The organism is Actinomycetota bacterium, from assembly GCA_035697485.1.
Taxonomy (GTDB): Bacteria; Actinomycetota; UBA4738; order UBA4738; family HRBIN12; genus JAOUEA01.
In genome coordinates this window covers 1-15063 of sequence record DASSCU010000064.1, presented here as the reverse complement: position 1 = coordinate 15063, position 15063 = coordinate 1, and the positions used below count along the sequence as shown (strand labels likewise).

Sequence of the window (15063 nt, the reverse complement as noted above, 5' to 3'; positions counted from 1 at the left end):
GTGGGCATGCAGGCCGGTAGGCTGGGCCGCATGACCGAGTACGAGGCCGTGATCGGGCTCGAGTGCCACGTCGAGCTCAGCACCGAGACGAAGATGTTCTGTGGGTGCCGCAACACGTTCGGCGCGCCGCCCAACACGAACGTCTGCCCGGTGTGCCTCGGGCATCCGGGTTCCCTGCCGGTGCCCAACCGCGAAGCGATCCGGCGCATCATCACGATCGGTCTCGCGCTCGGCAGCGAGATCGCGCCGCATTCGCTCTTCCACCGGAAGAACTACTTCTATCCGGACATGCCGAAGAACTACCAGATCAGCCAGTACGACCTGCCGATCTGTGTGGGGGGGCACCTCGACGTCGAGCTGCCTGACGGCACGACGAGCCGCGTGGGCATCACGCGCGTGCACATGGAGGAGGACACCGGCAAGACGACCCACGGCAGCCCGAGCGGACGGATCCACGACGCCGACGCCGCGCTCGTGGACTTCAACCGCGCCGGCGTGCCGCTCGTCGAGTGCGTGAGCGAGCCCGACATCCGCTCGCCCGAGGAGGCCGGCGCGTACCTGCGCGAGCTGCGCGCCACGCTCGAGTCGCTCGACGTCAGCGACGTGCGCATGGAAGAGGGCTCGCTGCGCTGCGACGCGAACATCTCGATGCGGCCGGTGCGCACCGAGGTGTTCGGCACGAAGGTCGAGATCAAGAACATGAACTCGGTGCGCTCGCTCGAACGGGCGCTCGTCTACGAGATCTCGCGCCAGACGAAGGCGCTCGAGGCCGGCGAGACGATCGTGCAGGAGACCCGCCACTGGAACGAGGACGCCGGCGCGACCGCGTCGATGCGCTCGAAGGAGGAAGCGTTCGACTACCGGTACTTCCCCGAGCCCGACATCCCGGCGATCGAGCCCTCGGCCGAGTGGATCGAGGAGCTGCGGGCGGCGCTGCCCGAGCTGCCGAGGGCTCGGCGCGAGCGCTACGTCGGTGAGCACGGCCTGAAGCCCGAGGTCGCGCGAGTTCTCGTGGGGGACCGCGCTTCGACGGCGACGTTCGAGGCGACCGTCGAGCTCGGTGCGGACCCGGTCGCGGCCGCGAACTGGATCACGCAGGACCTCGCGGGCCTCGCGAACAAGCACGGGGCGAACGCCGCCGCCCGCGTAACCCCGCAGCACATCGCCGATCTACTCGAGATGCTCGGCGACGACTCGATCAGCGGCACGGGCGCCAAGCAGGCACTCGAGGAGGCGGCCGAGACCGGCGACGCCATCGAGACGATCGTCGAGCGCACGGGGCTGCGCCAGGTGTCCGACAGCGGCGAGCTCGGCTCGATCGTCGACGGGGTGCTCACCGAGAACGCTGACGCGGCGCAGAAGTTCCGCGACGGGAACGAGAGCGTGATCGGCTTCCTCGTCGGGCAGGTCATGAAGGCCTCGGGTGGGTCCGCGAACCCCAAGCTGGCGCAGGAGCTGCTGCGCGAGCGACTGCAGGGCTGAGGTCTCGCGGTGGCCGGGACTCCGGCGGGCCGACCGAAGCGGATCCCGCTGTGGCAGCTGGCGCTCTACGGCATCTCGAGCCTGGCGCGCGGCGCCGTGCATCCGTTCGTGCGCATGTGGCGCTCGACCGATCCGATCGACAGTTACGCGCTGAACCACTTCACGAGCGTGGCGGGCGACGCGATGCTCGCGATCGCCCTGGCCGACTCGGTCTTCTTCTCGCTGCCCGTCGGCGAGGCGAAGCTGCGCGTGGCCGCCTACCTCGGGATCACGATGCTGCCGCTCGCCCTGGCGGGGCCACTGCTCGTGCCCGTGCTCGACCGAGCCGGACCGCGCCGGCTGATCGCGTTCGTCTCGGCCGCAGGCAGGGCGGCGATCGCCGTCTACGCGGCGCCCCGCTTCGACACCCTCGTGCTGTTCCCGACCGCCCTCGCGCTGCTCGTGCTCTCCAAGGTGCACGCGATCACGAAGAACGGGCTCACGATCGCTTACGCCGGTCCGGGGGACGGCCTGATGCAGGCCAACGCGCGCCTCGGCCGGCTCGCGGCGGTCGGAGCGATCCTCGCGGCGCCGATCGCGTTCGCCGCGATCTGGTTCGGCGACTCGACCGCCGCGATCTATGCGGCCGCCACCGTGTACGCGGTGTCGGCGCTGCTGACGCTGCGCCTTCCGCATCCGGGCACCCCGCCCCCGCGGCGCCGGGAGCTCGGGCGTCGGGGTGCCGTGCCCGCCCTGGCGGTGCCGGCGGTGGGGGCGGTCGGCATGCGCGCGGCGAGCGGCTTCCTGCTGTTCCTGCTCGCGTTCTCGCTCCGGGAGGCGGGGGAGCCCCTGTACTGGTTCGCGGTGCTGGCCGGGGCCGGGGTGCTGGGCACGTTCGTCGCCGATGTCGTGGCGCCGCGCGTGCCGCGCACCACCCGGGAGGAGGCGGTGGTGGTCGCGTCGGTGAGCGCAGCGTGCATCGGCGCCGTGCTCGCGTTCGAGCTGTTCGGGCTGCCGCTGCTCACCGTCTTCGCGTTCGTCGCGGGCGCCGCCGCGGAGTTCAGCCGGCTCGCGTTCCAGAGCCTGATGCAGCGTCACGCCCCGCCCGGCGCCCAGGGGCGGGTGTTCGTCCGGTACGAGGTGATGTTCCAGGTCGCGTGGGTGGCGGGAGCCTTCGCGCCGGTGCTGCTCTCGATCGATTTCCGGGTCGGCATCCTGATCCTGGCGGCGTTCTACGGCGTGCTCGGGGTCGGCACGGTGCTGCGGGCGCGCGCCCGCGCCGCCGACGACTCCCGACCGCCCTCGATGCCGCCGCCACCCTGACGAGGACCGTTCTGAGGTTGCGACGTAAGCTTGCTCGACGCGCGCCCGCCGGGTGCCGACGAGCGAGGAGGTGCGGACCGTGGCCGAGTGGATCACCGTCGGGAAGGCCGACGACGTCGCCGAGGGTGACGCGACCGCGTTCGACGTCAACGGCGAGCAGATCGCCGTGTCGCGCGTCGAGGGCGAGCTGCGCGCGTTCAGCGACATCTGCACGCATCGGCAGTGCAACCTGTCCCTCGGCGGCGAGATCGACGGCACCACGATCGAGTGCGAGTGTCACGGCAGCGTCTTCGACATGGTGACCGGCGAGGTGGTCGAGGGGCCGGCGACCGAGTCGATCGCGACCTACCCGGTGTCGGACGAGGGCGGCGACCTGAGGATCGAGGCCTGAGGCATCTGGTGGCGCACGACCGGTCGTTCGTGATCGTCGGCGGCTCGCTCGCCGGCGCCACTGCGGCCGCGACGCTCCGGGACGCGGGGTTCGACGGCCGTGTCGTGATGATCGGGGCGGAACCGCTGCCCCCGTACGAGCGGCCCGCGCTCTCCAAGGAATTCCTGCGCGGCGAGCAGCCGCTCGAGGAGCAGTACGTGCGGCCCGAGGGGTGGTACGCCGACCACGAGGTCGAGACGCGCTTCGCGGCCCGTGCGGTGCAGCTCGACGTGCGCGATCGCGAGATCGTGGTCGCCGGCGGCGAGCGCGTCGCGTTCGACGCTCTGCTCGTCGCGACCGGCAGCCGCAACCGCAAGCTCGACGTGCCGGGCGTCTCGCTGCCCGGTGTCTTCGACCTGCGGACGGCCGCAGACGCCGAGCGCGTCAAGGAAGCGGCCGTCGACGGCGCGCGGGTCGTCTGCGTCGGCATGGGGTTCATCGGGGCCGAGGTCGCGGCATCGATGCGCATGCTCGGCCACGACGTGACGGTGGTCGAGGTCTTCGAGACCGCCCTCTACCGGGTGCTCGGCCCCGAGATCGGGCGGGCGCTGGAGGCGCTGCACCGCGATCGCGGGGTTCGGATGCTCTTCAACGAGGCGGTCGCGAGCTTCGAAGGCGACGGACGCCTCGAAGTGGTCGTCACGAGCGGCGGGAAGCGCATCGACGCCGACCTCGCGATCGTCGGGGTCGGCACGGAGCCGAGCGTCGAGCTGATGGCCGGGACCGGGCTCGACCAGGGCGGCGGCATCCCGGTGGGGCCGGCGCTGGAGACGTCGGTGCCCGGCGTGTTCGCCGCCGGCGACGTCGCCCGCCACGATCATCCGGTGTTCGGGCCGATCCGCGTCGAGCACTTCGACAACGCGATCAAGATGGGGGAGACCGCGGCCCGGAACATGCTCGGGGCGGGCGAGACGTACGACGATCCGCACTGGTTCTGGAGCGATCAGTACGAGTCACAGGTGCAGATGGCCGGCGTCGCGGCGACCTGGGACCGCACGGTCGTGCGCGGCTCGATCGATCACCGGTCGTTCTGCGCGTTCCTGCTCGACGCCGACGGTGTGGTGCGTTCCACCGTCAGCCTGGACTGGAAGCGCGACGTGCGCCGCTCGTTCGGCCTCGTCTCGGCGCAGGCGGCCCCCGACCCGGCGGCGCTCGCCGACCCCGACGTCGACCTGCGCACGCTCGTACCCGGGGAGGCGTGAGCGATGCACATCGGCGGTCCCGCGGTCGGGCACCCCACCTGAGACCTCGACCTGCAACGCCGCATCCGTGAGACGCGGCGCGATCGCATGGCCACGGCGCTGGCGCGAGCCAGCGGTCGGCGCACGCTCCTCGACCGCGTACTGAGGCGTGAGCCCGGTGAGCGACCGCTGCCGGTCGAGCTCGATCCCGACGCCGTCGTCGACCGCGGCGACGACGTCTGGAAGTCCCTCCGGTTCTGAAGCGTCGTCAGTAGTCTGAACGAGACTAGTCGGTCGACAGGTGCCCGGCGAGCTCGTCGGGAGAGCCTTCCCGCTCGACCACGCCGTCGCGGAACAGCACCACCCGGTTGGCGTACCGCAGCGCCTCGGGGTTGTGGGTCGCGGCGAGCACGGCGCCACCTCTGCCGATCACGTCCCACAGCGCCGCGAGGATCAGGTCGGCGTTCTCGGTGTCGACCTCGGCGATCGGCTCGTCGGCGAGCACGACCTCGGGCTCGGTGATCAGTGCGCGAGCGACCGCGACGCGTTGCTGCTGGCCGGCTGAGAGCTCGAACGTGCGGTTGTCGATGCGGTGGGCCAGGCCGAGCCGCTCGAGCCAGCCGCTCGCGCGTTCCCGAGCCTCGTCGAGTTGCGCGCCGTTCACACGGAGCGGGAGCTCGACGTTCTCGACGGCCGAGAGCGTGGGGAGCAGGCCGAACGACTGGAAGACGATGCCCATGTTTCGCCGGCGGAGCTCGCCGCGTTCGGCGCGCGACATCCGGTGGATCGTCCGACCCTTCCAGCGAACCTCGCCCTCGTCGGGAGCGTCGAGGCCGCTGAGCGTACCGATGAACGTCGTCTTCCCCGATCCGCTGGGGCCCATCAGCGCCACGAAGTCGCGCGGGGCGAGCGAGAGCGACGCTCCCCGCACTGCGAGGACGCCCTGGGCCCCCGGGTACCTGCGCACGACGGCCTCCCCCTCGAGTAAGGGGGCCGAACCGGCCGGCGTCGTGTCGCGACGCTCCGTCGACGGCCCGGCGACATCGCTCTCGCGCACATCGGCGGCATCGCCCGAAGGGCCCCACTTCGCGCGCAGGTCGTCGATCTCAGGCATGGCCCGTCTCGCTCCGCCGCCGCAGCCGCACCTCGTCGGGCGAGACCTCGGCCTCCAGTTCCCCGTCGCCGAGGGCCGCGACTGCCTCCTCGGGCAGACGCACCCGTCCGTCGTCGCCGACCGGCCCCACGCTGGTGGCCTCGTGCAGCACACGCCCGTCCCGCACCCGGATGCGCCGGTCGGCGGCGCGCGCGGCCGCGAGGTCGTGCGTCACCATCACGATCGTGACGCCGAACTCCCGGTTGACCGCGCGGAAGGCGTCGAGCACCGTGGCCGCGCTCTCGGAGTCGAGCTCGGCGGTCGGCTCGTCGGCGAGCAGGATCGAGGGGGTGTTCGCGAGGGCGACCGCGATCGCCGCCCGCTGCTGCTCGCCGCCCGACAACATGCCCGGCGTGTGGCGCAACCGGTCGCCGAGGCCGACGAGGCGCAGGAGCTCGTCGGCGTCGCGTCGCCGTCCGGGATCGTCGTGGCGGTCGATGGCGGCCGGCAGGCTTACGTTCTCGCGCACCGTGAGGTACGGCACGAGGTTGCGCGCGGTGCCCTGCCACACGAAGCCGATGCGGTGGGCGCGGTAGCGAGTGAGCGCATCGACGTCGAGCAGGCCGAGGTCCTGCCCGTCGACCTCGACCGAGCCCGCCGAGGCCCGATCGAGCCCGCCGATCAGGTTGAGGATCGTCGACTTCCCGGCGCCGCTGGGGCCGACGACCACGAGGAACTCGCCGGGCGCGATGTCGAGGTCGACCCCACCGAGCGCGACCACCCCGGTCTCGGCGATCCGGTAGACCTTGAACACGTGCCGGAAGCGGATCAGCACCTCCCGATCGGACGGGGCGAACAGCCCGGGGCTCACCATCGTCATTCGGGCTCACCTCGCAGGACGCCGGTCACCGACGATCGCATCAGGGTGCGCATCGCCGCGCCGAGCGCGATCGCGCTCGCGACGACGATCGCCACGACCGCCGTGCCGATCGCGGGCCAGTCGAGCATCAGCACTGGCGCCGGATACGAGACCCCGAGGCTCGTGCCGACGTAGGGCATCACGAGCCGCAGGAGCCAGTAGCCGATCGCGAGCCCGGCGAGGAGCGCGAAGCCGAGCAGGGCGGCCTGTTCGAGCACGAGGGTGGTCCGGATCTGTCGCCGGTCCGTGCCCATCGCCCGCAAGGCCGCGAACTCGTAGTCTCGCCGGCGCATCGTGAAGTACAGGCCCGCGGCGACCCCGACGATCACGAGCCCGACGCCCGCGACCGCGGCCGCGAAGTTCATGCCCACCGCGAGCGACTGCGGAAGCTGTGCGAGCGATCCCTCGATCGGCGCCGTGGCGTTCACCACGCCCGGCACCCATCCGGCCTCGGTCAGCAGCGGCGACGGGTCCTCGGGGGTGTTGGCCCACACCTCGTTCAGCGTGACGCCGGCTTCCGGGATCGAGAACTGCCGCTCGAGCAGCCCACGGAGGGGCACGACCACGAACGGCGCGTTCGGTACGACCCCGGGGAACTGGCTCGCCACGGCGACGGGTTCGACCTGCAGCCGTTGGCCGGCGAGCCCGAGCTCCACCGTGCCCCCGGTCTGCGTCGCCACGTTGTCGGAGACGAGGGCCGGCAGGACGGGCGCGGCCGGGAGGAGCCCGCCGACCACGTTCCCAGCCCCTGGACGGAAGGTGTAGCGCGCGGACCCGTCGGGCTCGATCTCGAGCGTGCCCGAGCCGCCGCGCCAGGTCGTCGGCTGCCAAGTCGCGAGGTCGAGGGCCTGGTCGCCGAGCCGCGGCGCGCCGATCACGACATCGATCTCGTCGGGGAGATCCGTGCCGGTGTCCGCCTGGAACGTGATCGACAGCAGGCGCTCGGCCTGGGGGACCGCCAGGGAGACCTCCTGCGGACCCGCGGTGAGCGGCTGCGAGGAGGTCGAGAGCTCACCCCCCACCGTCACCGACGTTGCCTGCGCTCGCAGCTCGTCGGCGGCACGGGGCACCTCGACGGTCATCGTGAGCTCGGTCGCGCCGTCGGGAACCCGGACCCCGAGCGGCTCGGTGTCGAGCCGCTCGAGGATGTCGTCGAGCGACGTCGAAGAGAAGTCGTCGCGCCACCATCCCGCTTCCTCGAAGCGGGCCGGGTCGATGCCGAGGGCTGTCGGCGGCAGCGAGAAGCTCCCGGTCGAGAAGCTGGGGTCCGTGCGCACGACGGCCATCGTCTCGGGCGGCATCGACCCCGCTGCGGCGAGCACCTGGTCGGGCGGGGTCGCGCTGACGCTCCAGTCGGCGCCGACCTGCACGTGCGCGGCGTCGCTGTGGTTCTGCAGCACGATCGCCCGGTACGACGTCGCGAGCACGAGCAGTCCCATCGACAGCAGCAGCAACAGCGCCGAGGCGAACCCGGTGCCGGGGGAGCGCCCCAGCCGCCGCCCGGCGAGGTAGGGCGGGAGCCGACGAGCGCGTCCGATACGCCCGTCGAGCCGGCGCAACACGAAGGAGAGCAACCGAAGGGCGACGAACGAGGCCGCGAACAACAGCAGCGTCGGCGCGGCGAGGACCAGGGGTTCGATCGCACCCTCGCCCGCCTCCGGCTTCGTACCGCCACGAAGCTGGATGAAGGCGAAGATGCCGAGTGGCAGCACGATCAGCTCGACCGGCACCCGGGCGAGCAGGGGACGATCCTCGCGCGAGGCGATGCGGCGTTCCTCGATCACCGTGCGCGAGACCGCCGGCGCCGAGAGCGCCAGCAGCACGAGCGCGCCGACGAACGCCACGGCGAGGCCGAGCCAGAGCGCGCCGTCGTTGAACCGGGCGGGGAACTCGACCCCGGGAAGCTGTTCGCCGTTGAACCGCCCGGCGAGCTTGGCGAGCCCGAGTCCGAGCAACAACCCGAGCGGGAACGCGACCGCTGCGCAGAGCAGCGCCTGGGCGCCCTGCGCCACGAGCAGGGTGCGGCGGGAGAAGCCGCGGCTGTGCAGCACCGCGAGCTCGAACGTCTGGCGGGTCAGCGTCAGCGACCCGACGCCGGCGAGCACGGCCAACGTCACCGCCCCGATCTGGAACACGACGAGCAGGATCGGAACCCGCAGGTTCTTCACCCGCAGGTCGACGAGATCGAACAGCGTCTCGAGGCCGCTCACCATGCGGGTCGACGAGAGCCCCGGCCGGGCCCGCACTACGTCCTCGATCTCGGCGAGCTCGGCTGGCACGCGCGACGCCTGCTCGAACGGCACGCCGTCCAGGGCGAGGAACGCGTCCCACGTGAACTCCGTCGTGAGGCCGAGCGTCCCGGCGGCATCGAGGTAGGTGGCGCGGTCGACGAGCAGCGGCGGCGGGTCGGTCGAGTCGGGCGCCGGGAACGGGCTGCGGCCGCCGTACCAGAACGGATCCTCGCGATCGGGGGACTCGAACGTGCCCGAGACGCGCAGGTCGAGCGTCTCGTCGTTGGGTCCCACGAGGGCCACGTGGTCGCCGGTCTCGAGGCCGAGGGACGCAGCCGTGCTCGTGGGCAGGGCGATCTCGCCGGCGCCGGGTGGCTCTCCCTCGATCTCCAGGTGCTCAGGGGCGCCCTTACGGAAGACGAGCGGCACCGACGGGCCGTCGGCCCCGCCGAGCCGCACCGTGCCGAGGCCCTGCGGCACCACGGCGTCCACGGGCACGGCGTCGAACGCGCCGGTGATCGCGCCGTCAGCGGCGTTCCAATCGAAGTCGGCCCCCGCGAACAGCTGCAGGCGGGCGTTCGTGACCGTGACGCTCTCGCTGCCGAGCGAGGACGACATGATCGCCTCGCGAGCGGCATCGGCGTAGATCGGCCCCGCGACGAGCACTCCGATCGTGAAGGCCAGCGTGACGACGACGGCCAGCCCCAGCGATCGCTGGGCAACGAAGCGCTTGAACAGGAACCGAAGGGTCGCCATCACCGCAGGTGGCGCCCGTCGGAGCGCCCGCACGGATGATACGGACCTACGCTTCCTTGCCGGTGCGCGCGGTTGCGGAATCGTGCCGTTCCCGGACGCCGCAGGGGCCGGGGAGGGCCCTGTTAGGCTGGGACTTCGAGCCCAGAACGACACCTGCGAGGAGTTGATCCGCACCGTGGACAGGCCCGAGATCATCCTGGCACCCGGCCCCACCCCGATCCCACCCGAGGTACTGCTCGCCCAGGGCAGCCCGCTCGTGTACCACCGCGGACCTGGGTTCGGAAACATCATGCGAGAGGTCACCGACCGGCTGAGGCAGCTCTACCGTTCGGAGACAGCCGACGTGCTCTTGATGACCTCGAGCGGCACCGGCGGCCTCGAGTCGGCGATCGCGAACTGCTTCTCGCCCGGCGACGAGGTGCTCGTGCCACTCGCGGGATTCTTCGCGGAACGGTTCAAGACCCTGGCCGAGACGTTCGGGCTCACGGTGCACACGGTCGACTACGAGTGGGGAGCGCGCATCCGGCCCGACGAGGTCGCGGCGGCGCTGGCCGAGCACCCGATCAAGGCCGTGCTGCTCACGCAGTCGGAGACCTCGACCGGCGTTATCCAGCCGATCGAGCAGCTCGCGAAGGTTGCGAACGACGCCGGCGCCATGGTCGTGGTCGACGTCGTCTCGTCGCTCGGCGCCGTGCCGTTCGAGTTCGACGCGTGGGGCGTCGACGTCGCGATCGGGGGCTCGCAGAAGGCGCTGAGCGCCTCGCCGGGGATCGCGTTCGTCGCGATCAGCGGGCGGGCGTGGGAAGCCTCACGCACCGCCACGAACCCACGCTTCTACTTCGACTGGGCCACCTACAAGCGCTTCGCCGACCTTCCCGACCCCGAGAACCCGTGGACCCCCGCGATCAGCGTGATGCAGGGCCTGCAGGCCGCGCTCGAGCTCTACTTCCAGGACGGCGTCGAGGCCGCGATGCGGCGCCACCGGACGCTTTCGCGGGCGGTGAAGGAAGGCGCGAAGGCGCTCGGGCTCGACCTGTTCGGGGAGGGGCTCGACGGCAACTGGACCGTCACCGCGATCCGCGCGCCCGAGTCGGCCGACGCGGACGCGATCTGCGACACGATCCGGGCGGATCACGGTTGCGTGCTCGCCCCCGGACAGGGCCCCCTGAAGGGGAAGGTCTTCCGCATCGGGCACTTCGGCTACTTCAGCGAGCTCGACATCATCCGCGGGCTCGCGGCGCTCGAGATGACGCTCGAGTCGCTCGGGCATCCGGTGAAGCGTGGTGCTGCGGTTGCCGCTGCCGAGACGGTGTTCATGGAGTCGCGCGGGGCGTGAGGGTCCTCGTCACCGAGCCGCTGTCGGCGCAGGGGCTCGAGCTGCTGCGGGCCGACTTCCAGGTCGACGAGCGCACCGACCTCGCGAGCGGTGACCTCGCGGCCGAGATCGAGCCCTACGACGCGCTGATCATCCGCAGTGCGACCCAGGTCACCGACGCGGTGCTGGAGGCGGCAACGCACCTGAAGGTCGTCGCCCGCGCCGGCATCGGCCTCGACAACATCGACGTCGAGGCGGCCACCCGGCGGGGTGTGATGGTCGTGAACGCGCCGCAGTCGAACATCATCAGCGCCGCCGAGCAGGCGATGGCGCTGCTGCTCGCCCAGGCCCGCAACACCCCGCAGGCACACGCGGCGCTGAAGGCTGGCGCCTGGGAGCGCTCGAAGTGGGAGGGCGTCGAGCTCGCCGGCAAGACCGTCGGGCTCGTGGGCCTCGGACGCGTCGGCGCGCTCGTCGCGCAGCGCGCCGCCGGGTTCGGCATGCGAGTGATCGCCTTCGACCCGTACGTGAGCGCCGAGCGCGCGAAGGAGATGGGCGTCGACGCGATGCCCTCGCTCGAGGCCCTGCTGGTGCAGGCGGACTTCGTCTCGATCCACCTGCCCCGCACGCCCGAGACCGAGGGGCTGATCGGCGAGCACGAGCTGCGGCTGATGAAACAGGGCGCGCGGCTGGTCAACACGGCCCGCGGGGGCATCGTCGACGAGAGCGCCCTCGCGAAGGCGATCGAGGACGGACATCTCGGCGGTGCGGCACTCGACGTGTTCTCGACGGAGCCCACGACCGATTCCCCGCTGTTCGGCCTCGAGTCGGTCGTCGTCACTCCCCACCTCGGCGCGTCGACGAAGGAGGCGCAGGACAAGGCCGGCACGACGGTGGCCGAGATGGTGCGGCTCGCGCTGACCGGCGAGTTCGTCCCCTACGCCGTGAACGTCTCGGCGGGCGCGGAGGTCACCGAGGTGGTGCGGCCGTTCGTGCCGCTCGCGGAACGCCTCGGCGCGCTCACCGCCGGCCTGGCCGAGGGCGGTGTGCGATCGATCGTCGCGAGCTACCTCGGCCGTATCGCGGAATCGGACACACGGGTGCTCACGCTCGCCACCCTGAAGGGCATCCTCGGAAATACCGTGAATGAACCGGTCTCGTTCGTGAATGCGCCGATGCTCGCCCGTGAGCGCGGACTCACGGTGAGCGAGATGCGATCGACGGTCTCGCAGGACTACGTGAGCTCGATCTCGCTGCGGGCCGAGACCGATGCGGACCCCGTCGAGGTGTCGGGGTCGGTGCTCGGGCGCGACCACGAGCGAGTGACCCAGGTGAACGGCTTCGAGATCGAGGTCACGCCGGCCGGGCACATGGTGTTCTTCACGTACGTCGACCGTCCCGGCATCATCGGGAAGGTCGGCACCCTGCTCGGCGAGGCCGGCATCAACATCGCCACGATGGACGTCGGTCGCAAGGCCGAGGGTGGCGAGGCGCTGATGTGCCTGACGGTCGACACCGAGGCCCCGCCCAAGGTGCTGGAGCGCGTCGCCCGAGAGATCGAGGCCCACCAGCTGCGAACGGTGACGCTGCCTCCCGTCTGAGCGGCGGTCCCTCGGGACGCATCGCTGTGATAGCCTGCCCCGATCATGAAGCGGATGTCCCTGATCACCGGTGATGCGGCCGGAGCGCGTGCCTTCGTCGGGCCGCGCGCCCCGCGGTAACACCGGCCTCAGGACCACCGCCCAGCACCACCTCGCAAGGAGCCCCGCTTCATGAGCCAGACCCCGAGCACCGCCGTCCCCGAGCCTCGCCATGTGCCGTCGGCGCGCGAGCGTGCCGCCGTGCGCCGGCTCGCGGCCGCCCGCCTGATCTCGCTCACGGGCAGCGGCGCGGCCTTCGCCGCGCTCGCCTTCATCATGTTCCAGCTCACCGGTGAGTCCCGGTGGGTGTCGTGGACGCTGTTGCTCACGTTCGGTGCCCAGGGCCTCTTCGCGCCGCTGGGGAGCGCTCTCGGCGACCGGTTCGACCGCAGGAAGGTGCTCGTGATCGCCGATCTTGCGGCCGCAGCCGGCTTCGTAGCGCTCGCGTTCGCGCAGACGCCGGCGCAGCTGCTCGTGATGGCATTCGTGACCGCCACGCTCGAGTCGCCGATCTGGTCGGTGTCCGCGGCGGCCGTGCCGAACCTGGTCGGGCCCGAGGACCTGACCTGGGCGAACGGCATGGTCGCGGTCGGTCGCAACATCGGGAACCTGGTCGGCCCCATCCTCGGTGGCGTGCTCGTCGCCGTGATCGCGCCCGACTCCACTCCCGAACAGCTCCAGGCCGCCGGTTACTGGGTCTTCGGCCTGAACGCCGTCTCGTTCGCGGGATCGGCATGGCTGATCGGCACGACTCCGGGCTCGTTCTCGGGTGAGCGCGGGGAGGACGACGGATTCGGCAGTCTGAAGGACGGCGTCGTGTTCCTGCTGCGTGACCGCGTGCTGCGCGCGATCACGCTCGCGTGGGTCGTGCTGCTGCTCGGGGCGGGCTTCACCCTCGTCGCCGAGGTCGCCTTCGCCGAGGAGCTCGGGGCCGGGGCGATCGGCTACGGGCTGCTGAACGCGGGATGGGGTGGCGGTGCCGCGCTGGGTTCCTTCCTCGCCCAGCGATACCTGCGGGAACGCCAGGAGGCGCGCGCGTTGATCTGGGGCGTGGTCCTCGTCGGCCTGTGTCTGGGTCTGATCGGGGTCGTCCCATGGTTGCCGCTCGCCGTCGGCCTGATGGTCGGCGCCGGCACCGGGGAAGGGATCGGTGGCGTCGCGGAACAGGGAATCTTGCAGCGGCGCACGCCCGACCACGTGCGCAGCCGGGTGATCGGCGCGAGCGAATCCGCGATCCTGATCGCGCTCGCGATCTCGTTCGCGTTCGGCGGTGAGGTCGTCGACTCGATCGGTCCTCGGGGCGCGTACTTCGTCGGGGGACTGAGCTGTCTGTTGGCCGCCCTGGTGCTCGTGCGCCCGCTGGGCGGCGAGCACCGGGACGCCGCGATGCGGGACGTCACGCCCGCGAGCAACGCCGCTTCGTCCTGAACGACCGGTCAGCACGCGGTCGGCAAGCCGCCCGCATCTCCCCTCGAGACAACGGTCGGCCAAGGGGATTTGAATTGAATTGCCGTTCAGGGGTATCGTCACGCCCCGTGGCGGTCCAACGTCGGCCGTCGGAGAGGGAGCGATGTCGTCCACGAACGGCTACCACTCGATCGTCGTGGGCGGGGGCCACAACGGGCTCGTCGCCGCCGCCTACCTCGCGAGGGCCGGCGCCCGCACCGTGGTGCTGGAAGCTCGCCACAAGGTCGGTGGGGCCGCCGACACGATGGAGCCCTGGCCCGAGGCGCCCGAGTTCAAGGTCACCACGCTCAGCTACGTGATGAGCCTGATGCCCGACACGATCCTGCGCGACCTGCAGCTCGAGCGGCACGGGTACAAGGCGACGCCGGTCGGGCCGTACTTCCTGCCGTTCCCCGATGGCCGCTGCATCGTGCAGTACGACGACGACGCCCGGAAGAACTACGAGTCGTTCGCCCAGTTCTCCAAGCGCGACGCCGACGCGATCGAGCGCTGGGACTCGTGGATCGGCGGGCTCGCCGAAGTGCTCGGCCCGTTGATGATGACGACGCCTCCGAAGCTCGGCTCGCTGAAGCCGAGCGACCTCACCGAGCAGCTCCGGCTCGCGTGGCGCTTCCGCGGGCTCGACGTGCGCGGGCTCGCCGACGTGACCCAGCTGATGACGATGTCGGTCGTCGACCTGCTCGACCGCTTCTTCGAGTCCGACCAGGTCAAGACCGTGATGGCGCTGAACGGGCTGATCGGCACGTGGGCCGGCCCCAACGAGCCGGGCACCGGCTACGTGATGGCGCATCACTCGATCGGCGACGTCGGCGACGGCCACCTCGGCTCGTGGGCGGTGCCCGAGGGCGGCATGGGTGCTGTGAGCGACGCGATCGCCTCGAGCGCGCGTTCCCAGGGCGCCGAGATCCGCACCGGCGCGAAGGTCGCCAAGATCCTGATCGAGGGTGGTACCACGACCGGAGTCGCGCTCGAGTCGGGCGAGGAGCTGACCGCTGCGGTCGTCGTGGCGGCGACCCACCCGACGATCACATTCCTGCGCCAGCTCGAGGCGAGCGAACTGCCTCCGGGTTTCGTGGACGATATCCACAACTGGAAGTCGCGGAGCGGCACCGTGAAGATCAACCTGGCGCTCGACCGCGCGCCGGTGTTCGCGGCGAAGCCCGACCAGGCCGACCTCACCGGCGGGTTCGAGCTCGCGCACTCGGTCGCCTACCTCGAAAAGGCCTTCGAGCAGGCGCGCGCTGGAG

The 15063-nt window shown here is 71.4% G+C and carries 12 protein-coding genes; 9 read left to right on the top strand and 3 right to left on the bottom strand.

Going from position 1 to position 15063, the window contains the following annotated elements; all coding sequences use genetic code 11:
• Nucleotides 1–30 precede the first annotated feature (30 nt).
• The 5 genes from gatB to VFI59_16810 all read left to right on the top strand — a co-directional run bounded on the left by gatB (nt 31) and on the right by VFI59_16810 (nt 4656).
• Nucleotides 31–1482 carry an Asp-tRNA(Asn)/Glu-tRNA(Gln) amidotransferase subunit GatB gene (gene gatB / locus VFI59_16830; protein ID HET6715362.1) on the top strand — a complete coding sequence of 484 codons (1452 nt, stop codon included), beginning with the start codon at nt 31–33 and terminating at the stop codon, nt 1480–1482.
• Nucleotides 1483–1491: 9 nt separating this feature from the next.
• A complete protein-coding gene (locus VFI59_16825) occupies nt 1492–2784 on the top strand; it encodes an MFS transporter (GenBank protein ID HET6715361.1) in 1293 nt (430 codons plus the stop codon).
• Nucleotides 2785–2863: 79 nt separating this feature from the next.
• Entirely contained in the window at nt 2864–3175 is a 312-nt protein-coding gene (locus VFI59_16820; GenBank protein HET6715360.1) for a Rieske (2Fe-2S) protein, read from the top strand.
• A gap of 8 nt (nt 3176–3183) precedes the next feature.
• A complete protein-coding gene (locus VFI59_16815) occupies nt 3184–4416 on the top strand; it encodes an FAD-dependent oxidoreductase (GenBank protein ID HET6715359.1) in 1233 nt (410 codons plus the stop codon).
• Between the two features lie 87 nt (nt 4417–4503).
• The gene (locus VFI59_16810) at nt 4504–4656 is read left to right on the top strand and encodes a hypothetical protein (protein ID HET6715358.1); all 153 of its coding nucleotides are present in this window, start codon (nt 4504–4506) and stop codon (nt 4654–4656) included.
• A 25-nt stretch (nt 4657–4681) separates the two neighbouring features.
• Here VFI59_16810 and VFI59_16805 read toward each other — a convergent pair whose 3' ends face one another.
• The 3 genes from VFI59_16805 to VFI59_16795 are packed head-to-tail and all read right to left on the bottom strand — an operon-like array spanning nt 4682 to nt 9394.
• Nucleotides 4682–5509 (bottom strand): ABC transporter ATP-binding protein, encoded by an 828-nt coding sequence (locus VFI59_16805; GenBank protein HET6715357.1) that lies wholly within the window; start codon nt 5507–5509, stop codon nt 4682–4684.
• Nucleotides 5502–6368, bottom strand: coding sequence for an ABC transporter ATP-binding protein (locus VFI59_16800; protein ID HET6715356.1), 867 nt, complete (start codon nt 6366–6368; stop codon nt 5502–5504). The genes VFI59_16805 and VFI59_16800 overlap by 8 nt, the downstream gene beginning before the upstream one ends.
• Complete coding sequence (locus VFI59_16795; GenBank protein HET6715355.1) at nt 6365–9394, bottom strand: FtsX-like permease family protein; 3030 nt, start codon at nt 9392–9394, stop codon at nt 6365–6367. Before VFI59_16795 ends, VFI59_16800 begins: the two co-directional genes overlap by 4 nt.
• Before the next feature lie 175 nt (nt 9395–9569).
• Here VFI59_16795 and VFI59_16790 point away from each other — a divergent pair, with 175 nt between their 5' ends.
• The 4 genes from VFI59_16790 to VFI59_16775 form a co-directional block, all read left to right on the top strand.
• A complete protein-coding gene (locus VFI59_16790) occupies nt 9570–10730 on the top strand; it encodes an alanine--glyoxylate aminotransferase family protein (GenBank protein ID HET6715354.1) in 1161 nt (386 codons plus the stop codon).
• A complete protein-coding gene (serA, locus tag VFI59_16785) occupies nt 10727–12310 on the top strand; it encodes a phosphoglycerate dehydrogenase (protein HET6715353.1) in 1584 nt (527 codons plus the stop codon). Before VFI59_16790 ends, serA begins: the two co-directional genes overlap by 4 nt.
• Nucleotides 12311–12481: 171 nt before the next feature.
• On the top strand, nt 12482–13777 hold the full coding sequence (locus tag VFI59_16780) for an MFS transporter (GenBank protein HET6715352.1): 1296 nt from the start codon (nt 12482–12484) through the stop codon (nt 13775–13777).
• A 142-nt stretch (nt 13778–13919) separates the two neighbouring features.
• Nucleotides 13920–15063: NAD(P)/FAD-dependent oxidoreductase (locus VFI59_16775; protein HET6715351.1), on the top strand; the 1144-nt coding region annotated here is incomplete at its 3' end.